21 protein-coding genes and 2 riboswitches are annotated in these 20,103 nt (G+C 67.1%); of the genes, 10 read left to right on the forward strand and 11 right to left on the reverse strand.

What is annotated here, in order from left to right; genetic code table 11:
• Positions 1-30: 30 nt before the first annotated feature.
• The 3 genes from AC1DQK_RS05225 to AC1DQK_RS05235 all read right to left on the reverse strand — a co-directional run bounded on the left by AC1DQK_RS05225 (position 31) and on the right by AC1DQK_RS05235 (position 2,451).
• Positions 31-249 carry a hypothetical protein gene (locus AC1DQK_RS05225; RefSeq protein ID WP_477868120.1) on the reverse strand — a complete coding sequence of 73 codons (219 nt, stop codon included), beginning with the start codon at positions 247-249 and terminating at the stop codon, positions 31-33.
• A gap of 119 nt (positions 250-368) precedes the next feature.
• On the reverse strand, positions 369-1,760 hold the full coding sequence (gene fumC, locus AC1DQK_RS05230) for a class II fumarate hydratase (RefSeq protein WP_477868122.1): 1,392 nt from the start codon (positions 1,758-1,760) through the stop codon (positions 369-371).
• Between the two features lie 199 nt (positions 1,761-1,959).
• On the reverse strand, positions 1,960-2,451 hold the full coding sequence (locus tag AC1DQK_RS05235; RefSeq protein WP_477868124.1) for an SspB family protein: 492 nt from the start codon (positions 2,449-2,451) through the stop codon (positions 1,960-1,962).
• 130 nt (positions 2,452-2,581) lie between these two features.
• Here AC1DQK_RS05235 and hisB point away from each other — a divergent pair, with 130 nt between their 5' ends.
• The 4 genes from hisB to hisF all read left to right on the forward strand — a co-directional run bounded on the left by hisB (position 2,582) and on the right by hisF (position 5,391).
• Positions 2,582-3,178 (forward strand): imidazoleglycerol-phosphate dehydratase HisB, encoded by a 597-nt coding sequence (gene hisB / locus AC1DQK_RS05240; protein ID WP_340314251.1) that lies wholly within the window; start codon positions 2,582-2,584, stop codon positions 3,176-3,178.
• Positions 3,179-3,183: 5 nt separating this feature from the next.
• Entirely contained in the window at positions 3,184-3,801 is a 618-nt protein-coding gene (gene hisH, locus AC1DQK_RS05245) for an imidazole glycerol phosphate synthase subunit HisH (RefSeq protein WP_477869234.1), read from the forward strand.
• Positions 3,802-3,904: 103 nt separating this feature from the next.
• The gene (hisA, locus tag AC1DQK_RS05250; protein WP_477868126.1) at positions 3,905-4,633 is read left to right on the forward strand and encodes a 1-(5-phosphoribosyl)-5-[(5-phosphoribosylamino)methylideneamino]imidazole-4-carboxamide isomerase; all 729 of its coding nucleotides are present in this window, start codon (positions 3,905-3,907) and stop codon (positions 4,631-4,633) included.
• Complete coding sequence (gene hisF / locus AC1DQK_RS05255; protein ID WP_477868128.1) at positions 4,630-5,391, forward strand: imidazole glycerol phosphate synthase subunit HisF; 762 nt, start codon at positions 4,630-4,632, stop codon at positions 5,389-5,391. Before hisA ends, hisF begins: the two co-directional genes overlap by 4 nt.
• A 127-nt stretch (positions 5,392-5,518) precedes the next feature.
• On the opposite strand, the gene gorA is transcribed toward hisF, so the two are convergent.
• The gene (gene gorA, locus AC1DQK_RS05260; protein ID WP_477868130.1) at positions 5,519-6,865 is read right to left on the reverse strand and encodes a glutathione-disulfide reductase; all 1,347 of its coding nucleotides are present in this window, start codon (positions 6,863-6,865) and stop codon (positions 5,519-5,521) included.
• 113 nt (positions 6,866-6,978) lie between these two features.
• Positions 6,979-8,484, reverse strand: coding sequence for a glucose-6-phosphate isomerase (gene pgi, locus AC1DQK_RS05265; RefSeq protein ID WP_477868132.1), 1,506 nt, complete (start codon positions 8,482-8,484; stop codon positions 6,979-6,981).
• 173 nt (positions 8,485-8,657) lie between these two features.
• Between pgi and AC1DQK_RS05270 the strand changes: the two genes are divergently transcribed.
• From AC1DQK_RS05270 to rsmD, 3 genes are all read left to right on the forward strand, one after another.
• On the forward strand, positions 8,658-9,683 hold the full coding sequence (locus AC1DQK_RS05270; protein ID WP_477868134.1) for a cache domain-containing protein: 1,026 nt from the start codon (positions 8,658-8,660) through the stop codon (positions 9,681-9,683).
• Between the two features lie 71 nt (positions 9,684-9,754).
• Positions 9,755-10,696, forward strand: a complete 942-nt coding sequence (locus tag AC1DQK_RS05275) for a pseudouridine synthase (protein ID WP_477868136.1) — start codon at positions 9,755-9,757, stop codon at positions 10,694-10,696.
• Positions 10,697-10,816: 120 nt separating this feature from the next.
• Positions 10,817-11,338, forward strand: a complete 522-nt coding sequence (rsmD, locus tag AC1DQK_RS05280) for a 16S rRNA (guanine(966)-N(2))-methyltransferase RsmD (RefSeq protein ID WP_477868138.1) — start codon at positions 10,817-10,819, stop codon at positions 11,336-11,338.
• On the opposite strand, the gene AC1DQK_RS05285 is transcribed toward rsmD, so the two are convergent.
• From AC1DQK_RS05285 to AC1DQK_RS05310, 6 genes are all read right to left on the reverse strand, one after another.
• Positions 11,313-11,936: a DUF938 domain-containing protein gene (locus AC1DQK_RS05285; RefSeq protein ID WP_477868140.1), complete on the reverse strand. Its 624-nt coding sequence runs from the start codon at positions 11,934-11,936 to the stop codon at positions 11,313-11,315. The two genes, rsmD and AC1DQK_RS05285, sit on opposite strands and share 26 nt — an antisense overlap.
• Positions 11,937-11,951: 15 nt before the next feature.
• Entirely contained in the window at positions 11,952-13,490 is a 1,539-nt protein-coding gene (gcvPB, locus tag AC1DQK_RS05290) for an aminomethyl-transferring glycine dehydrogenase subunit GcvPB (RefSeq protein WP_477868142.1), read from the reverse strand.
• Positions 13,487-14,857, reverse strand: coding sequence for an aminomethyl-transferring glycine dehydrogenase subunit GcvPA (gcvPA, locus tag AC1DQK_RS05295; RefSeq protein ID WP_477868144.1), 1,371 nt, complete (start codon positions 14,855-14,857; stop codon positions 13,487-13,489). The genes gcvPB and gcvPA overlap by 4 nt, the downstream gene beginning before the upstream one ends.
• Positions 14,858-14,974: 117 nt before the next feature.
• A complete protein-coding gene (gene gcvH, locus AC1DQK_RS05300) occupies positions 14,975-15,346 on the reverse strand; it encodes a glycine cleavage system protein GcvH (protein WP_477868146.1) in 372 nt (123 codons plus the stop codon).
• Between the two features lie 5 nt (positions 15,347-15,351).
• A complete protein-coding gene (gcvT, locus tag AC1DQK_RS05305; RefSeq protein WP_477868148.1) occupies positions 15,352-16,482 on the reverse strand; it encodes a glycine cleavage system aminomethyltransferase GcvT in 1,131 nt (376 codons plus the stop codon).
• 52 nt (positions 16,483-16,534) lie between these two features.
• A riboswitch (glycine riboswitch) is annotated at positions 16,535-16,652 on the reverse strand.
• A gap of 22 nt (positions 16,653-16,674) precedes the next feature.
• Positions 16,675-16,770: riboswitch (glycine riboswitch) on the reverse strand.
• A gap of 206 nt (positions 16,771-16,976) precedes the next feature.
• Positions 16,977-17,624 (reverse strand): hypothetical protein, encoded by a 648-nt coding sequence (locus tag AC1DQK_RS05310; protein WP_477868150.1) that lies wholly within the window; start codon positions 17,622-17,624, stop codon positions 16,977-16,979.
• 107 nt (positions 17,625-17,731) lie between these two features.
• Between AC1DQK_RS05310 and ispH the strand changes: the two genes are divergently transcribed.
• The 3 genes from ispH to rnhA are packed head-to-tail and all read left to right on the forward strand — an operon-like array spanning position 17,732 to position 20,093.
• Positions 17,732-18,682: a 4-hydroxy-3-methylbut-2-enyl diphosphate reductase gene (gene ispH, locus AC1DQK_RS05315; protein WP_477868152.1), complete on the forward strand. Its 951-nt coding sequence runs from the start codon at positions 17,732-17,734 to the stop codon at positions 18,680-18,682.
• A complete protein-coding gene (gene thrB, locus AC1DQK_RS05320) occupies positions 18,682-19,644 on the forward strand; it encodes a homoserine kinase (protein WP_477868154.1) in 963 nt (320 codons plus the stop codon). The genes ispH and thrB overlap by 1 nt, the downstream gene beginning before the upstream one ends.
• Entirely contained in the window at positions 19,641-20,093 is a 453-nt protein-coding gene (gene rnhA, locus AC1DQK_RS05325; protein ID WP_477868156.1) for a ribonuclease HI, read from the forward strand. The genes thrB and rnhA overlap by 4 nt, the downstream gene beginning before the upstream one ends.
• Positions 20,094-20,103 lie beyond the last annotated feature (10 nt).

Raw genomic sequence — 20,103 nt, forward strand, 5'->3', positions numbered from 1 at the left:
TCAATGCGAGATCGTGCCGCTCGCGGCGCGTCATTCGTGCGAAGAGATGCTCCCTGCGGCGCGGTCGGCCTTGCGACGGTCCATCGCTTTCTTGGCGACCCAGGCGCCGCCGATCAGCAGGCCGATCGGGCCGGCGCGGCGGATGAGGCCGGCGCCGGCCGCGCCGAGAACCGCACCCTTGAGCCCGCCCCGGCCGTCGCGTCGGTCGATCTCGCGGCCCACCAGGGCGCCCAGAATCTTGCCGATCATGCGTGTCTCCTATGGAACTGATTTGACAAGGAATCGCGCGGGATAGGTGGAAGTTCCTTATCGTTTTAACTCTGCCGCGTCATTCCAGCTTTCGCTGGAATGACGGTGGTAAGATGCTGCTATCTTCCCACCATGTCTTCCGGCCGCACGATCCGGTCGAACATCGCCTCGTCGACCAGGCCCAGCGCCAGGCCGGCTTCCTTCAGGGTCAGGCCCTGTGCATGTGCATGCTTGGCGATCCTGGCGGCATTGTCATAGCCGATCTCGGGTGCCAGCGCCGTCACCAGCATCAGCGATCGGCCGACCAGATCGGCGATCCGCTGTCGGTCGGGTTCGAGACCGGCCAGCGCGCGCCGCGTGAAGCTCTCCATGCCGGTCGACAGCAGCGCGATCGAGCGAAGCACCGCCGCGCCGATCAGCGGCTTGAACACGTTGAGTTCGAGATGGCCCTGCAGCCCGCCGATCGTAACCGCCTGATGGTTGCCGATCACCTGCGCGGCCACCATCGTCAGCATTTCGACCTGGGTGGGATTGACCTTGCCCGGCATGATCGAGCTGCCGGGTTCGTTCTCGGGCAGGGTCAGCTCGCCGATTCCGGCGCGCGGGCCCGAGCCGAGCAGGCGGATGTCGTTGGCGATCTTGCCCAGCGCGACAGCCAGCGTGCCGAGAGTGCCCGACAGGTGGACCAGCGCATCGTTGGAGGCGAGCGCCTCGAATTTGTTCGGAGCGGTGACGAAGGGCAGGCCGGTCAGCCGGGCGATTTCGGCGGCGATGTCCTCGGCGAAACCGGGGGCTGCGTTCAGCCCGGTGCCGACCGCCGTGCCGCCTTGCGCAAGCTTCATCATGCCGCCGGTCACCGCGCCTTCGAGGCGTTTGCGGCAAGCGATCAGCTGCGCGGCATAGCCCGAAAACTCCTGGCCGAGCGTGAGCGGGGTGGCGTCCTGCAGATGCGTGCGGCCGATCTTGACGATATCGTCCCACGCCGCGGTCTTGCCGAGCAGGTCGGCGAGCATCGCATCGAGCGCGGGATAGAGACGCTGGTGCACCGCGAGCGCGGCGGCGACGTGCAGCGCGGTCGGGAAGCTGTCGTTCGAGGACTGGCCCATGTTGACATGGTCGTTGGGATGGACCGGGCTCTTGCCGCCGCGCGTACCGGCCAGCAGCTCGTTGGCGCGCCCGGCGATCACCTCGTTGACGTTCATGTTCGACTGGGTGCCCGAGCCGGTCTGCCAGATCACCAGCGGAAACTGGTCGTCGAGCTTGCCGGCGACGATCTCGCCCGCCGCCTGCTCGATCGCCTGGGCGAGCTTGGGGTCGAGCCCGTGCCCGCGATTCACCCTCGCCGCCGCCTGTTTCACGATCGCCAGGGCATGGACGATCCCGATCGGCATCCGCTCTTCGGGGCCGAACGGGAAATTCTCGATCGAACGCTGGGTCTGTGCGCCCCAATAAGCGGAGGCGGGAACCTCGATTGGCCCGAAGCTGTCGGTTTCGGTGCGGGTGTCGGGCATGGCTGATCTCTATATCGTCGTGCCAGCGCAGGCTGGCACCCATGTCTGTCATAACGCGCAATGCCATTTCATGCCGCAAGAGACATGGGCCTGGCGTGTGAGCCACCAACCGAACGCCAACGAGACGAAGATCAACCTCTCGAATGCCCACAGCGCCATGAGCGCCCGGCTTCCAACTCTCTGGATCTGGTCGCGTGTTCTACTTCTTCCGGGTAAAGTCGACCGACACGACGTTGGAGCCGTCCTCGGCCGGAGCTCCCGGGGCTGCCGGGGCGTCGTTTCCGGCCGAGCTGTGGCCGGTGTCCTCGCCGTCATCATCGATCTGCGCCTGGAATTGCAGCGCGAAATTGACCGCGGGATCGACGAAGCCGGTCACGGCGGCAAAGGGGATGATCAGCTTGGCCGGGACCTGGTTGAACGACAGGCCCACCTCGAAGCCGTCGGGCTTCACCTTCAGGTCCCAGAATCGATTCTGGATGACGATCGTCATCTCGTCGGGGAATCGCTCGACGAGGTGCCTGGGGATGTCGACCCCGGCGCCCTGCGTCTTGAAGGTGATGTAGAAATGATGCTCGCCGGGGAGGCCGCCGGCGGTTTCGACCTCGCCCAGCACCCGGCCGACCACGGCGCGGAGCGCCTCCTGGACGATCTCGTCATAGGGAATCAGGCTGTCGGGCGCTTGGTCGCTCATCGCGCTGTGGTGGACGCTGAGTCCGGCCCGGTCAAGTCGGCGTTGCAGCGTCGCGCAACCTCGCTATAGCGGCGCCGTCCGGTGTGGAGGATTTGCCACACCGGCTTCGAGCCAGCTTCAGGGGTGGGCCATGCGGACCGCATCGATCACGCGCAAGACCAGCGAGACCGACATTTCGGTCGAGATGAATCTCGATGGCAGCGGCGCCTACACGGTGTCCACCGGCATCGGATTCCTCGATCATATGCTCGAGCAGCTGTCGCGCCATTCGCTGATCGACCTGACGGTGAAGATCGCCGGCGACCTTCATATCGACCAGCATCACACCACCGAGGACAGCGGCATCGCCATCGGCGAGGCGCTCGCCAAGGCGCTCGCCGACAAGCGCGGCATCACCCGTTACGGCCACGCCTATGCGCCGATGGACGAAACGCTGACCCGTGTCGCGCTCGACATTTCCGGGCGGCCCTATCTGGTGTGGAAGGTGGCGCTGTCCGGTCCGAAGCTCGGCGAATGGGACACCGAGCTGATCGAGCATTGGTTCCACAGCTTCGCGCAGGCGGCCGGGATCACGCTCCACGTTGAGAATATCTATGGCGCCAACATGCACCATATCGTCGAGAGCTGCTTCAAGGGCCTCGCCCGTGCGCTGCGCGTCGCCACCGAGATCGACCCCCGCAAGGCGGACGCGATTCCCTCGACCAAGGGAACGCTGGGCAGCGCATGACCGGCATGCGCCCCGAGACGATCGCGCTCATCGATTATGGCGCGGGGAATCTGAGGTCGGTCGACAACGCGCTTCGTGCGGCGGGGGGCAATCCCACCGTCACCGCCGATCCCGACCTGGTCGCCTCGGCCGATCGCGTCGTGCTACCGGGCGTCGGCGCCTTCGGATCGTGCATGGCGGGGCTGGCTGCCATCCCCGGCATGATCGAGGCGATGAACCGCGCGGTGCATGACCGCGGCGCGCCGTTCCTCGGCGTCTGCGTCGGCATGCAGCTGCTCGCCGATGCGGGCCACGAACATGGCCGCACGCCGGGGCTCGGCTGGATCGGCGGCGATGTGCGGATGATGACCCCCGGCGCGGACTTCAAGGTGCCGCACATGGGCTGGAACGATGTCGTGCCGGCGCGGGATCATGCGCTGCTCGTCCCGGGCGAGGCCTATTATCTGCACAGCTTCGCGTTCGACGTGGCCGACCCCGCCGACCGGCTGGCGACCAGCGATCATGGCGGCCCGATCACCGCGGCGGTGGGGCGCGGGAATGTCGTCGGGGTGCAGTTCCATCCCGAGAAGAGCCAGGCCTATGGGCTGCGGTTCCTCGGGCGATTCCTGGAGTGGCGGCCGTGATGTCCTTTAGGCCGTCCCCGTTCGTGTCGAGCGAAGTCGAGACACGTCATGCAACGCTCGCGTCCCTCGACTTCGCTCGGGACGAACGGATTTTTCTACCGCTATGATAACCGTATTCCCCGCGATCGATCTCAAGGGCGGCCAGGTCGTCCGCCTGGCCGAAGGCGATATGGCGCGTGCGACCGTCTATGGTGACGATCCCGCCGATCAGGCGCGCAAATTCGCCGAGGCGGGGGCCAACTGGCTCCATGTCGTCGATCTGGACGGGGCGTTCGCCGGCAAGGCGGTGAATGCCGGCGCGGTGGAGGCGATCCTCAAGGCCTTTCCGGGCAAGGTGGAACTGGGCGGCGGCATTCGCGACCGCGCGGCGATCGACCGCTGGCTCGGCCTGGGCGTCGAACGCGTCATCATCGGCACGGCCGCGCTCCAGGATCCCGAGTTGGTCAAGGAGGCTGCCAGGGCGCTGCCGGGCAGGATCGTCGTCGGCGTCGACGCGCGCGACGGCTATGTCGCGACCCATGGCTGGGCGGAGGTCTCGACCGTCAGCATCACCGACCTCGCCGATCGCTTCGCCGATGCCGGTGTCGCCTCGCTGCTGTTCACGGATGTCGGCCGCGACGGGCTGCTGAAGGGCTGCAATGTTGAGGCGACGGTCGCGCTTGCCCGCCATGCGTCGATTCCGGTGATCGCCAGCGGCGGCGTGGCGAGCATCGCCGACATCCATGCGCTGGTCGCCCATGCCGCGGACGGCATCGAAGGCGTGATCACCGGCCGGGCGCTCTATGACGGGCGGCTCGATCTGGCCGAGGCGCTGGCGGTGGCCCGCGCATGACCGTCCGGGTTCGCGTGATTCCCTGTCTGGACGTGGCGGGCGGGCGCGTGGTCAAGGGCGTCAACTTCGTCGACCTCGCCGATGCCGGCGATCCGGTCGAGCAGGCCAAGGTCTATGATGCCGCCGGCGCGGATGAGCTGTGCTTCCTCGACATCACCGCCAGCCATGAAGGGCGCGGCACCATCCTCGACGTCGTAGCGCGCACCGCCGCGGTCTGCTTCATGCCGCTGACCGTCGGCGGCGGGGTGCGCACCCCCGAGGATGCCCGCGCGCTGCTGCTCGCGGGCGCCGACAAGGTCGCGGTCAATTCGGCGGCGGTGGCGCGGCCCGAGCTCTGCGCCGACATGGCCAACCGATTCGGCGCGCAGTGCGTGGTCGGCGCGGTCGACGCGCGCAATGTCGGCCCCGGCAAGTGGGAGATCTACACCCATGGCGGCCGCAAGCCGACCGGGATCGATGCCGTGGCGCATGCCATGCGGCTGGCCGAGCTCGGCGCGGGCGAGATATTGCTGACCTCGATGGATCGCGACGGCACCCGCGACGGCTATGATCTCGCGCTGACGCGCGCGGTCGCGGATGCGGTGTCGGTGCCGGTGATCGCCAGCGGCGGAGTCGGCAATCTCGATCATCTCGTCGACGGCGTGATGCACGGCGGCGCGAGCGCGGTGCTGGCAGCGTCGATCTTCCACTTCGGCCAGCACAGCGTGGCGCAAGCGCACGCCGCGCTGAAGGCTGCGGGGCTGCCGGTTCGGGCGTAGACGGCCTATTCTTCCTCGTCATCCTGAACTTGTTTCAGGATCCACCGTTTCACGATCCTGGACTGCAAGGATGATGGGTGGATGCTGAAACAAGTTCAGCATGACGAGCTAAAGACAACGCCCACCCTTATTTCATCAGCACCAGTTCCTCGGCCATCGATGGGTGCAGCGCGACGGTGTCGTCGAACTGCGCCTTGGTGAGCTTCGCCTTCACCGCGATCGCCGCTGCCTGGAGGATTTCGGGCGCGTCGGGGCTGATCATGTGGATGCCCAGCACGACGTCGGTCTCCGGATGCACCACCAGCTTGTAGAGCGAGCGTTCGTTGCGGCCGGCCAGCACGTTGCGCATCGGCCGGAAGTCCGACGTGAAGATCTTCGGGTCGCCATATTGCTCGCGCGCCTGACGCTCGGTGAGGCCCACGCCTGCCATCGGCGGATTGCTGAACACCGCGCTCGGGATCATCTGGTAATCGACCCGGTGCGGCTTGTTGCCGAACAGCGTGTCGGCGAAGGCCTGGCCCTCGCGGATGGCGACGGGGGTCAGCTGGACACGGTTGGTGACATCGCCGATCGCATAGATGGACGCTACGCTCGAGCGGTTATCCTCGTCGACGACGATCGCGCCCTTGTCATCGATCTCGACGCCGGCAGCCTCCAGCCCCAGCCCGTCGATCTTGGGGCTGCGGCCGATCGCAAACAGCAGCAGGTCGGTGTCGCACTTCTCATGGTCCTTGAAGTGGACGCAGAGCGAGCCGTCCTCCTGCTTCTCGATCTTGTCGAACGAGGCGTTGAAGATGAACTCGATGCCCTTGTGGGTCGAAATCTGGAACAGTCGGTCGCGGATCTGCTCGTCATAGCCGCGCAGGATCTGGTCGGAGCGGTTGACCACCGTCACTTTCGAGCCGAGCGCGTGGAAAATGCCGGCGAACTCGTTGGCGATATAGCCCGCACCGGCAATCACCACCCGCTTCGGCAATTTTTCGATGTAGAAGACCTCATTCGAGCTGATGCCGTGCTCGGCGCCGGGCACCTTCGGCACCACCGGCCAAGCCCCGGTGGCGACCAGGATGAACTTCGCGGTGATCTTTCGCCCGCTCGCGAGCAGGATCTCGTTGGCACCGGACACCGTCGCGCGCTCGTGGAAGATCTCGACCGCATTGTTCGTGAGGGTGTTCGTATAAAGCCCCTCGATCCGATCGACATCCGCGTTGACGTTGTCGCGCAGCGTCTTCCAGTCGAAGCGGATGTCGCCCAGCTGCCAGCCATAGCGCGCGGCATCCTGAAGGTCCTCGGCGAAGTGCGAGCCATAGACGAGCATCTTCTTGGGCACGCAGCCGCGGATCACGCAGGTGCCGCCGACCCGATGTTCCTCGGCCACCGCCACGCGCGCTCCATAAGCGGCCGCCACCCGCGACGCGCGCACCCCGCCCGAACCGGCGCCGATGACGAACAGGTCATAGTCATACTCGGCCATCGGCCCTTATCCTTCTTCATGTTCCGGCATCGATATGGGGGCGGTATGATTGCCGGGCAAACCGATCGTCATCATCAGAGTGATCGAGCGAGTAGGTCAGGCTACAGGCGCCATTACGATCCCAGCGCACGGGCGATCAGCGCCCTGGTCGAGGTATCGAAGCGCGCGGTGCCCTCGCTCTCGATCGAGCGGGCGATCTCCTTGCCGAGCTCGACCCCGAACTGATCGAACGGGTTGATCTCCATCAGCACCGCATTGGCAAAGGTGCGGTGCTCGTAAAAGGCGAGCAGCGAGCCGAGCCGCGCCGGATCGACGCGGTCGAGCAGGATCGTCGTCGACGGCCGGTCGCCGGCATAGGCGCGGGCGGGATCGTCATTGGCCTTGCCCGCCATCAACGCCGCAGCCTGCGCGAAGCAGTTGATCAGCAGCGCCCGATGATGCCCCTCGTCGAGGACATGCTCGGGCTCGATCGCGGCGACGAACTCGACCGGCACCAGCCTCGTCCCCTGGTGGAGCAGCTGGAACACCGCATGCTGCGCGTCGGTGCCCACCCCGCCCCAGCTGATCGCCGCCGTCGGCCCGTCCACCGCCGAGCCGTCGGTCTTCACGCTCTTGCCGTTCGATTCCATCTCGAGCTGCTGGAGGTAGGAGGGCAGCAGCCGCAGCCGCTCGTCATAGGCGAATATGGCGCGGGTCTCGGCGTTGCGGATGCGCGAATAATATTGATCGACGAAGGCGGCGAGCAGCGGAAGATTGCGCTCGGGCGGTGCCAGGCGGAAATGGCGGTCCATCGCCGCCGCGCCCTCGAGCAGGTTTTCGAACGCGTCCCAGCCGAGGCCAAGCGCGGCCGGAAAGCCGATCGACGACCACAGCGAATAGCGTCCGCCGACGCTTTCGGAGAAGGGCAGGATCCGGGTCTCGTCGACACCCCATTCCACGGCCTTTTCCGGCGCGGCGGTCAGCGCGACCACGCGCGAATAGGGGTCCTCGACATTGGCCTCCTCCATCCAGCCGAGCACGCTGCGCGCGTTCATCATCGTCTCGGTGGTGGTGAAGGTCTTCGAGGCGACGACCAGCAGCGTCGCGTCGGGATCGAAGCGCTTGAACACTTCGTCCAGCGCAGCGCCGTCGACGTTGGAAACCACCGCCACCTCATAGCGATCGGCGTCGCGGCCGAGCGCGTCGACCAGCAGGTCCGGGCCCAGCGCCGATCCGCCGATCCCGACATGGAGGATGTGGCGGATCGGCCCCAGCACCTCGGCCTCGATCGCATCGATCATCGCCCGCATCCGGGCCTGGAAACCGCGCGCGCGCGCCACGCTGTCGGGTGCGCCCTGGCCGCGCTCGGCAGGATGCTCGGCGGCGCGGCCTTCGGTGACGTTGACCGGCTCGCCCCCGAACAACGCGCCGCGCTTGCCGGCGAAGTCGCATGCTTCCGACAGGGCGACGAAGCGCTCGATCAGCGGGGCGGAGAGATGCGTCTTGGAGAAATCGAACAATATGCCCGACTCGTCGATGGCCAGCCGCGAAAGCCGGTCGGGCTCCGTGGTGAAGAGCTCCGAAAGCGTGGCCGAGGGGAGCCCAGCGATCGCGTTCCAGGCGGCTTTTGCATCGGTCATGTCGAATCTCCGTGGTGCAAATGCGAAAATTGGCAGATTTTGGTCGTAACGGGGCGGCTTGGTTACCAGTTATTTACGAAATCAGGCCATGCCTTTCGGCGAAAGAGCAACCTAATGCTACCATCAAGATGCCGAGAGGGTGCCGCAAGCGAGGTCGAACTGGGAGACCACGAATGCAGGACGACATATTACGCTTGGCTTATGAAGTCTCGCGGATCACCGAAGAGAAGGTCGATCGCATCGACCGCGTCATGAAGCAGACCGGCATGCTGGCGATCAACGCCCGGCTCGAAGCCGCCCGCGCGGGCGAAGCCGGCCGCGCCTTTTCGGTCGTGGCCCAGGAACTCGGCGCGCTGGCCGCGTCGATCTCGGGAATCGGCGGCGAACTGCGTTCGGCGATCGCGTCCAACATCGCCTCGCTGCGCACGGCCGGCAGCCAAATGCTCGTCGATTTCAAGGGGACGAGGCATACCGATCTCGCGCGTTCGGCGGTCGAGATCATCGACCGCAACCTCTATGAGCGCTCCTGCGACGTGCGCTGGTGGGCCACCGACAGTTCGGTCACCGATGTGCTGGAAGCGCCGTCGGCTGCCACTATCGACCATGCCACCGAGCGGCTGGCGACGATCCTGCGCTCCTATACCGTCTATCTCGACCTCTGGATCGCCGACAGCCAGGGCCGCGTGATCGCCACCGGCCGGCCCGATCGATACCCTGATGCGATCGGCCAGAATGTCGCCAGGGAAGACTGGTTCCGCGCCGCGATGGACACCCATAGCGGCGACGACTTCCGGGTCTGCGACATTTCGGTCAATCGGACTCTGGGCGGCGCCCAGGTCGCGACCTACTCGACCGCGGTGCGCGCGGGCGGCCGCACCGGCGGCAACCCGATCGGCGCGCTCGGCATCTTCTTCGACTGGGCCCCGCAGGCCTCGGCGATCCTCGAAGGCATCGGCCTGTCGCCGGCCGAGCGCGCGACATCGCGGCTGATGCTGCTCGACTCCGACCACAGGATCATCGCATCGTCCGATGGCCAGGGCATCTGCACAGATCATTATCCGCTGCGGACCGACAAGCGCGAGAGCGGCTATTATCAGCGCGACGGCAAGCTGATCGCCTTTGCGCTGACACCTGGCTACGAGACCTATCGCGGACTTGGCTGGCTGGGCTGCATCGAGAGCCAGATGCTCGAGGAATAGGGACCGCCCGATCGGGGCGGCGCCGAAACCCCAACTGGCGCTAAGCCCGGCTTGTCGCTACAGCGGCGGCTATGCGTCCTCCCAGAACCCCAGGCGGCCGGCCTCCCGGCCGATCGACCACCGGCAAGCCGGCCGGCATCAACTCGCCTGGCAAGACCACGCCGCCGCCCAAGCTCGGCCGCCGGCAGGCGCGCGGACTGGCGCGTCCGGTCAAGCCGTCGGTGCCGCATCCCGCCCGTGCCGAGGCGAAGCCCGGCCAGGAGCCGCAGCGCATCGCCAAGCTGCTCGCGCGGGCCGGCGTCGCCTCGCGCCGCGAGATCGAGCGGATGATCGAGGACCGCCGCGTGGCGATCGACGGCGTGGCGATCGAGACCCCGGCCACGCTGCTGAAATCGCTGAAGGGCGTCACCGTCGACGGCAAGCCGGTCGCGGCGCCCGAGCCGACCCGGCTGTTCCTCTATTACAAGCCGCAGGGGCTGCTCACCACCGAGCGCGATCCCGCCGGCCGGCCGACCATCTATGACAAGCTGCCCAAGGACCTGCCCCGGGTGATGCCGGTCGGGCGACTCGACCTGAACACCGAAGGCCTGCTGCTGCTGACCACCGACGGCGAGTTCAAGCGCCAGCTCGAGCTGCCGAGCACCGGCGTGACCCGCGTCTACCGCGCCCGATCCTATGGCAATGTCACCCAGGCCCAGCTCGAGGAACTGATCGAGGGCGTCGAGATCGAAGGCGTCCGCTACGGCTCGATCGACGCCAATATCGAACGGCGCACCGGCGCGAATGTCTGGATCGAGATGAAGCTCAGCGAGGGCAAGAACCGCGAAGTGCGGCGCGTGCTCGAACATCTCGGGCTCCAGGTTTCGCGGCTGATCCGCATCGCCTATGGCGCGTTCGAGCTGGGCGACCTGCAGCCCGGCGAGGTCGGCGAGATATTGCAGCACCAGCTGGTCGCCTTCCGCAAGACGCTCAAGTCGGTCCGGGGGCCGAAGAAACCAGGCGCGGCTGAATGACGCCAATACGCCCCATCCTCACCGTCATGCTGAACTTGTTTCAGCATCCACCCATCGTCTCGGGCCCGCCCCCGAGTGGAGAAGTGGAACCTGAAACGAGTTCAGGATGACGGATACGATATGCGTATAATTGCAGGGGCCTGGCGCGGCCGCACCCTCATCGCACCCACCGGCGATGTCACGCGTCCGACCGCCGACCGCACCCGCGAGGCGCTGTTCTCGATGCTCACCAGCCGGCTCGGCAGCCTGGAGGGGCTGAAGGTCGCCGATGTCTGCGCGGGCACCGGCGCACTCGGCCTCGAGGCGCTGTCGCGCGGCGCGGCGCACTGCACCTTCGTCGAGCGCGAGCGCGGCGCGATCGAGGCGTTGCGCGCCAACATCGCCAAGCTGGGCGCCGAGGCCGAGGTCCGCGCGATCGCCGCCGAGAGCTTCAGCGGCGGCCCGTTCGATCTGGTGCTGATCGATCCGCCCTATGGCACCGGCCTCGGCCAGAAGATCCTCCCCAATATCGGCCTCGCGCCGGGCGGCTGGGCGAGCATCGAGACCGCCAAGAACGAGCCGGTGACGGTGGACGGCTTCACCGTCGAGGCCGAACGGGTCCACGGCAAGGCGCGGATCACCCTGCTGACGCGCGAACGCTGACCCGGCGGAGCGTCACGGAGAGATTGTTGGCGGGCATCTCGACGATGTGATCGAGCATCATTCCACTATCCTCGGCAAGCGCGATGATTTCTTCCAGGTGGCGCAGCCCCCATCGCTGGTCGCGCATCTTCAGGCTGGCGTCGAATGCCTCGTTGCTGTCGGCGGTCGCAACGCCGGCGCGGAGATAAGGACCATAGAGAACAAGCGGTCCACCCACCGGAAGCAGCTTTGCGCTGTGTCTCAGCAAACCCACCGTCGCTTCCCACGGGCTGATATGGACCATGTTGATGCACAGGATCGCATCGGCCTTCTCGATCGGCCATTCGGGTGCCGCGGCATCGAGCAGCAGCGGCGGGCGCAGGTTGCCCAGCTTGCCCGCCTCGGCCCAGGCGCGGATCGAGGCGAGGGCGGAGGGGTCGGGGTCGCTCGGCTGCCAGACCAGATCGGGCAGGGCGCGGGCGAAATGGATGGCGTGCTCGCCGGTGCCGCTCGCAACCTCCAGCACCGTGCCGCTCGACGGCAGGACGTCGCGCAGGACCACAAGGATCGGCTCGCGGTTGCGCGCGGTCGCGGGGGCGTGGCGGCGGGGATCAGTCATCGGCCAACCCCTACGTCATTCCAGCGAAAGCTGGAATCTCTCTTGCCCTCGTCCAAAGAAGGCCGGCAGCGGGGCGAGCGCAGGCGCAGCCTTGAGCGCGGGGTCGCCGGCGCGGGCGCGTTCGGCCACCGAGCGCAGTGCGCCGATGAACTGGTCGAGCGTCGCCTTGCCCTCGGTCTCGGTCGGCTCGATCAGCATCGCGCCGTGGACGACGAGCGGGAAATACATCGTCATCGGGTGGAAACCCTCGTCGATCAGGCCCTTGGCGATGTCGAGCGTGGTGAAGCCGGCCGCGAGCCCGGCGTCGCTGAACAGCGCCTCGTGCATGCACGGCCCGCTCGCGGCGAAGGGCGCGTCGAGCAGGTCCTCCAGGCTGCGCAGCACATAATTGGCGTTGAGCACCGCATCCTCGGCGACCTGGCGCAGCCCGTCGGCGCCATGGCTGAGGATATAGGAGAGCGCCCGGGTGAACATGCCCATCTGGCCGTGGAAGGCGGCCATGCGGCCGAAGCTCGACCCATGATGCTCGCCGGTGGTCTCTTCCTCGACCAGCACATAGCGGTCGCCCTGCCTGTCGACGAAGGGCAGTGGCGCGAAGGGCGCCAGCGCGGCGGAGAACACCACCGGCCCGGAGCCCGGCCCGCCGCCGCCATGCGGGGTCGAGAAGGTCTTGTGCAGGTTGATGTGCATCGCGTCGATTCCGAGGTCGCCCGGCCGCACCCGCCCGACGATCGCGTTGAAATTGGCGCCGTCGCAATAGACCAGACCGCCAGCCGCATGGACCGCGTCCGAGATCGCCTTCATGTCCCGCTCGAACAGGCCGCAGGTGTTGGGGTTGGTGATCATCACCCCGGCGACATCCGGCCCGAGCCGGGCCTTGAGCGCGTCGAGGTCGACGCGGCCTTCGGCGGTCGCGGGGATGTTCTCGACCCGGTAATTGCAGAAGGCGGCGGTCGCCGGATTGGTGCCATGCGCCGATTCGGGGACCAGGATCACCGAGCGGGCGTCGCCGCGCGCTTCCTGCGCGGCGCGAATCGCCAGCAGTCCGCACAGCTCGCCATGCGCGCCGGCCTTCGGCGCCATCGCCACCGCTGCCATCCCGGTCAGCGTCTTCAGCCATCCGGCCAGCTCGTGGATCACCGCCAGCGCGCCCTGTACCGTGTCGACCGGGGCGAGCGGGTGGATATCGGCGAAGCCGGGCATCCGCGCGACCTTCTCGTTGAGGCGCGGATTATGCTTCATCGTGCAGCTGCCGAGCGGGAACAGGCCGAGGTCGATCGCGTAATTCTGCCGGCTGAGCCTGGTATAATGGCGCACCGCCTCGGGTTCGGGCAGGCCGGGCAGGCCGATCGGCCGGTTGCGCTCCAGCCCGCCGAGGCGGCTCGCGACCTTCGGCGGCTCGGGCAGGTCGACGCCGGTGCGGGCATAATCGTCCTGCTCGAAGATCAGCTTTTCCTCGAGCATCAGCGCGCGGTTGCCGGTGAAGGTCGGCGGCGCCGAGGACGAGGCGGTGTTTTCCGGCCGGGTGACGCGGCCTTCGCTGTTCATGCTCATGCCGCCAACTCCGCTTCGAGGGCCTGCGCCAGGGTTTCGACATCTTCCGCGCTGCTTGTCTCGGTGACCGCGACGACGAGCCCGTTCGCGAGCGCCGGCGCCTCGGGGTAGAGCCGGCCGAGCGAGACGCCGCCCAATATCCCCTTGTCGGCCAGCGCGCGGACGACCGGGCGCGACTCCGTCGGCAACTTGAGGGTGAACTCGTTGAAGAAGGCGCCGTTGACCAGTTCGACGCCGGGCAGCTTCGCCAAGCGGTCGGCCGCGGCGACCGCGCCGGCATGGTTGAGCGCGGCGAGGTTGCGCAGGCCGGTTTCGCCCAGCAAGGTCATGTGCGCCGAGAAGGCGAGCGCGCACAGCCCGGCATTGGTGCAGATGTTCGAGGTCGCCTTTTCGCGGCGGATATGCTGCTCGCGGGTCGACAGGGTCAGCACGAAACCGCGCTGGCCATCGGCATCGTGGGTGACACCGGCGAGGCGCCCCGGCATCTGGCGGACATATTTCTCGGCGCAGGCGAACAGGCCGACATAGGGGCCGCCGAAGTTGAGCCCGACGCCGATCGACTGGCCTTCGCCGACGACGATGTCCGCGCCCATCTCACCGGGCGAGCGGACCGCGCCGAGCGACACCGGCTCGGTCACCACCGCGATCAGCAGCGCGCCCTTTTCGTGCGCGCGCGCCGCCAGTTCGGAGAGGTCGGCGACATGGCCGAGGATGTTCGGATTCTGGACCACCACGCAGCTGGTGTCGCCGTCGATCGCGTCGATCAGCCGCGCCATGTCGTCGCCGGGCGCGCCGGTGGTCAGCTCGGGCAGGGCGATGTCGAGGCTGTCGCCGGTGAAGCGCGCCATCGTCCTGGCGAGCGAGACATAATGCGGATGCAGGCCGGCCGAGAGGATCGCCTTGCCGCGCCGGGTGACGCGCCGCGCCATGGTGATCGCCTCCCAGCAGGCGGTCGAGCCGTCATACATCGAGGCATTGGCGACGTCGCAGCCCAGCAGCCGGGCGACCTGGGTCTGGAACTCGAACAGCGCCTGCAGCGTCCCTTGCGCGATCTCGGGCTGATAGGGGGTGTAGCTCGTCAGGAACTCGCCGCGCTGGATCAGGTGGTCGACGCTGGCGGGAATGTGATGCCGATAGGCGCCGCATCCGAGGAAGAAGGGCGCGTCGGCCGCCGAGAGATTCTGCTTCGCGAGCCGCGCCATGTGCCGCTCCACGGAAAGCTCGGACGCATGCGGGGCAAGGCCTTCGATCGGTCCGGCAAGTTGCGCCGCGGCGGGAACGTCGACGAACAGCTCATCGACCGACGAGGCGCCGATCGTCGCGAGCATCGCGCTGCGGTCGGCGTCGGTAAGGGGCAGGTAGCGCATTTCTTGCTCCTAGCCCTCCCCTTCAGGGGAGGGGTTGGCGTGGGGCCTCAAGTCAGGGTGCGGCGCCTGTGGACAGGCCCCGCCCCGCCTCCCCTGGAGGGGAGGGGTGAAGAAGCGTCAAAGCCCTTCGCAGAAGGCCTTGTACTCGGCGGCATCCATCAGGCCCTCGAGCTCGGACGGATCGGCCAGAGCGAGCTTGAAGAACCAGCCGCCCGTTTCCGGCGCGCTGTTGACCAAGGCAGGGTCTTCCTCGAGCGCGGGGTTGATCTCGCTCACCGTGCCGGTCACCGGCGCGAACACGTCCGACGCGGCCTTGACCGATTCGACCACCGCCGCCTCGCCGCCCTTGGCGACATCGGCGCCGAGAGCGGGCAGCTCGACAAAGACGATGTCGCCCAGCTGGGCCTGGGCATAATCGGTGATGCCGACGGTGGCGGTCCCGTCCTTGACCGAAATCCATTCATGCTCGTCGGTATAGAAGGTCGTCATGGGTCTCAGCTCCCTTGGCGGACATAATGATGTGGAACGAAAGGCATCGGCGCGACCACGGCGTCGAGCCGCTTGCCGCGCACTTCTATCAGGAGCGGCCGGTCGAGCACCGCACTGCCGGCGGCGACATAGCCCATCGCGATCGGCACCTGCAGCGAAGGGCTGAACCCGCCCGAGGTGACAATGCCCACCTCGACGTCGCCGTCGAAGATCGGCGCGCCCTCGCGCGCCGGAAGCCGGCCTTTCAGGATCAGGCCGATCCGCTTGCGCGGCGGCCCCTCGGCGAAATGGCGGCAGACGATGGTCGCGCCGGGGAAACCGCCCTCGGCGCGGCGGCGCTTCGGCACCGCGAAGCCGAGGCCCGCCATCGCCGGATCGGTCATGGCGTCGAGATCATGGCCGTAGAGCGGTAGCCCCGCCTCGAGCCGCAGCGAATCGCGGGCGCCGAGGCCGATCGGCTTGACCTCGGGCTGGGCGGCGATCAGCGACGCGATCGTCGCGGCGTCGTCGGCCGGGATCGAGATCTCGAAGCCATCCTCCCCGGTATAGCCCGAGCGGCTGATCCACAGCGGCACGTCGGCCATCTCGAAGGCGCCGGCGGTCATGAAGACCAGTGCCTCGACGCCGGGACAGATCCGCGCCAGCGCATCCACGGCCTTCGGCCCCTGCAGCGCGAGCAGCGCATGTTCGCCGAGATGGTTGAGGGTAAGCTCCTCGGGCAGATATTCGTGGAGATGGGCTATGTCGTCGGCCTTGGTGGCGCCGTTGACGACGAGGTAGAAGTCACCGGCGCGGCGCGTCACCATCAGATCGTCGAGAATGCCGCCCTGGTCGTCGAGCAGCAAGGAATAGCGCATCCGGTCGACGCCGAGATTGACGATATCGCCCGGCAGCAGCTTCTCGAGCGCGACATCGACGGGCACGCTTTCAGCATCGCCGCTGATCAGCAGCTGGCCCATGTGCGACACGTCGAACAGGCCGGCCGATTCGCGGGTCCACAGATGCTCGGCGATGATGCCGTCATACTGGATCGGCATGTGATAGCCGGCGAACGGCACCATCCTGGCGTCGCGGGCGCGATGCCAATGATCGAGCGGCAGGGTCTGGATGATTTCTTCAGGCTCTTCGTCGCTCACACTCTTGCCTCCGTGACGGTCAATGACGCCGGGCGCAATCCGCCCGACGGTCATTGCCCCCTCTGTCACGGAACCTGAGAGCATTCACACGGGCCGTCCACATCATGGCGGCGCCCGGGCTTACCCCTTCGGTGGGATGATCGTCCGGTCCGGTTTCCCGGGGGCCGTCCATCCGCTTTCCAGAGTGTCGATCCTGTCCACGCGGTCCATTGACCTGAGAGATTCCGGGGCGGTTGCTCCTTCGGCGGCCTTGGGATCGCTCCCGCGGCACTCTCCCGCGTGGTCAGCACCGGCTGCCCGGCGACGACGCTCAAGGCTTGGCGTGGCCGTCCGCCCAAGTCAACGGGGGATGCAGGTGATCGGCGTAATTGTCGGAGCGAGATGCTCATCGTCATCCCAGCGAAAGCTGGGATCTCATTTTCTACGTCGCGGACGTCGCGTGAAGGCAGGGAGATCCCAGCTTTCGCTGGGATGACGGCTCGAGAAGGGGAAGATCAGCGCGAGGCGTTGTAGGCCAGCTGGCTTTCCGACAGCTGGAAGCCGACGAGCAGTTCGAAATTGGCGTTGTTGACCGCCTCGCGCACCGTCGGCTCGTTCATCGGGTCGAGCGCAGCGTCGGCGTCGCCCGCCTTGCGCTTGCGGTTGATCCGCTGGAGAATTTCGGGCGGCAGCGTCGCCGCGGCGCGGGAGACCATCGCCGTCGCCGAGGCATGGGCGCTGCCGCGCAGCTGGCCTTCGGGGAAGCTGATGGTGACTTCGCCGACCTGCTTCGATTCGATCTGGGTGCCGGCGCGCAGCACCGTCGCGAACCAGGGCAGGGTGATGGTACGGGCGGGGCCGGCGGTGCCGCGGCGGGCCTGGACGTCGAAGCTTGCCGTCACCTGGATCTGCGCGCCGTTGCCGCCTTCGTTGCAGCTGGCCTGCAGGTTGGCGATATTGGCGGTGGCATCGATGGCGTTGACGCTGCGATCGGCCGGCGGATCGAACAGCGTGATGTCGCCGGTATAGGTCGCGATCGCCGCCGCCGGGCAGGCCGAGCGCGCGATCTTGAAGCCGCCGCGCTCGTCGAACTCCGCGTCCGTCTTACAACCGGCAAGCGTCAACGCGGCGAGGAGGATCGCGGTCGATTTCGAAAACTGCACTACGGGGCATCCTTCATCATGGTCCGGAGCGGTGCGCACGCCCGGCCGGTCCTGCCGATCATAGGAACCGGCTTTCGCACAGGCAAGCAATCGCTTAAGGCCGGCGCATGACGACCACCGACCGGCCACCCCTCGACCTGCTGATCGCGGCGCCGCGCGGCTTCTGCGCCGGGGTCGACCGGGCGATCCGCATCGTCGAGCTGACGATCGAGAAATATGGCGCGCCGGTCTATGTGCGCCATGAGATCGTCCACAACAAATATGTCGTCGACGACCTGAAGGCGAAGGGCGCGATCTTCGTCGAGGAGCTCGACGAGGTGCCGGACGATGCGCCGGTGGTGTTCTCGGCGCATGGCGTGCCGAAGGCCGTTCCGGCCAAGGCGAGCGAGCGCGGCCTGAACTTCCTCGACGCCACCTGTCCGCTGGTCTCCAAGGTGCATCGCCAGGCCGAACGGCTGGTCAAGAATGGCCATCACATCTTCTTCATCGGCCACAAGGGCCACCCCGAGGTGATCGGCACCTTCGGCCAGGTGCCCGACGGGGTGATGACGCTGGTCGAGACCGCCGAGGATGCCGCGGTCGTCATGCCGCCGGCAGGGGTTCCGCTGGCCTTTCTGAGCCAGACGACGCTCTCGGTGGACGACACGATCGAGATCATCGGCGTGCTGCGCGCGCGCTTCCCCGAAATCGCGGCGCCCCGCTCGGAGGACATCTGCTATGCGACCTCGAACCGCCAGGCGGCGGTCAAGGCGATCGCGGCCCATTGCGATGCGATGCTGGTGATCGGGGCCCCGAACAGTTCCAATTCGGTGCGGCTGGTCGAGGTCGCTACCCGCAATGGCGTCAAGGCGCGGCTGATCCAGCGCGCCGCGGAGATCGATTTCAGCTGGCTCGAGAGCGTGCGCACGCTGGGCATTACCGCCGGCGCCTCGGCGCCGGAGATCCTCGTGCGCGAACTCGTCGACATGCTGGCGACCCGCTTCACCATCCACGAGCGCGAGGTCGAATCGGTGACCGAAGACATGTTGTTCAAGCTTCCCAGGACGTTGGTTGCCTGATGGCGGTCTATACGCAGGTCTCCAGCGAGGAGATGAACGCCTTCCTCCACCGTTATGACCATGGCACGCTGATCTCGGCCAAGGGCATCGCCGAAGGCGTCGAGAACAGCAACTACCTGATCGAGACGACCGCCGGCCGTTATATCCTGACGCTCTACGAGAAGCGGGTGAATGTCGACGACCTGCCTTTCTTCGCGGCACTGACCGACCATCTCGCCGCCAAGGGGCTCAACATCCCGCGGATGCTGCGCGACCGGCGCGGGGAACAGCTCCAGACCCTGGCCGGCCGTCCCGCCTGCCTGATCGAGTTCCTGACCGGTGTTTCGGTTACCCATCCGACGCCGGCGCAGGCCCGGGCGGCGGGCGGCGCGCTGGGCGACATGCACCGCGCACTTGCTGATTTCCGTCAGACGCGGCCCAACAGCCTCGATCTCGGCGGCTGGCAGGCACTGGCCGCCCGCTGCGGCGGCGATCTCGATCGCATCCATGACGGCCTCGGCGCGCGGGTGGCGCGCGAGCTCGACTGGCTCGATGCACATTGGCCGCGGCACCTGCCGACATCGGTGGTCCACGCCGATCTCTTCCCCGACAATGTCCTGATGCTCGGCGAAGAGGTGAGCGGCGTCATCGACTTCTACTTCGCCTGCACCGACATCCGGGCCTGGGACGTCGCGGTCACCCATGCCGCCTGGTGTTTCGAGAATGACGGCACCGGCTATCATGCCGATCTCGGCCGTGCGCTGATTGCTGGATATGACAAGCAGTTCGGCCTCTCGACCGAAGAGCGGCTCGCCTTTCCGGCGCTGGCGCGCGGCGCCTGCCTGCGCTTCCTGCTGACCCGTGCCTGGGACTGGCTCAACACCCCCGCCGACGCCATGGTGACGCGCAAGGATCCGCTGGCCTTCCTGCGCCGCCTGGATTTCTATGCGGAAGCCGACCCGGAAACGCTGGTGACGATTTGACCGAGCTTTCCCCTGAACTTCCGCTGGTCGAGATCGCCACCGATGGCGCGTGCAAGGGCAATCCCGGACCGGGCGGCTGGGGCGCGCTGATGCGCTTCGGCGGTACCGAGAAAGAGTTGTCGGGCAGCGAAAACCCGTCGACCAACAACCGCATGGAGCTGATGGCGGCGATCCGCGCGCTCGAGGCGCTCAAGAAGCCGTGCCGGGTGAAGCTGTCGACGGACAGCCGCTATGTGATGGACGGCCTCACCAAGTGGATCCACGGCTGGCGCAAGAATGGCTGGAAGACCGCCGACCGCAAGCCGGTCAAGAATGCCGAGCTGTGGCAACGACTGCTCGATGCCGCCGCACCGCACCGGATCGAATGGCTGTGGGTGAAGGGCCATGCCGGCCATCCCGACAATGAGCGCGCCGACAGGCTGGCCAGCGACGCGGCGCTACGAATTTAGCGCCAGCGCC

The organism is Rhizorhabdus sp. P4_G5 (assembly GCF_056401065.1).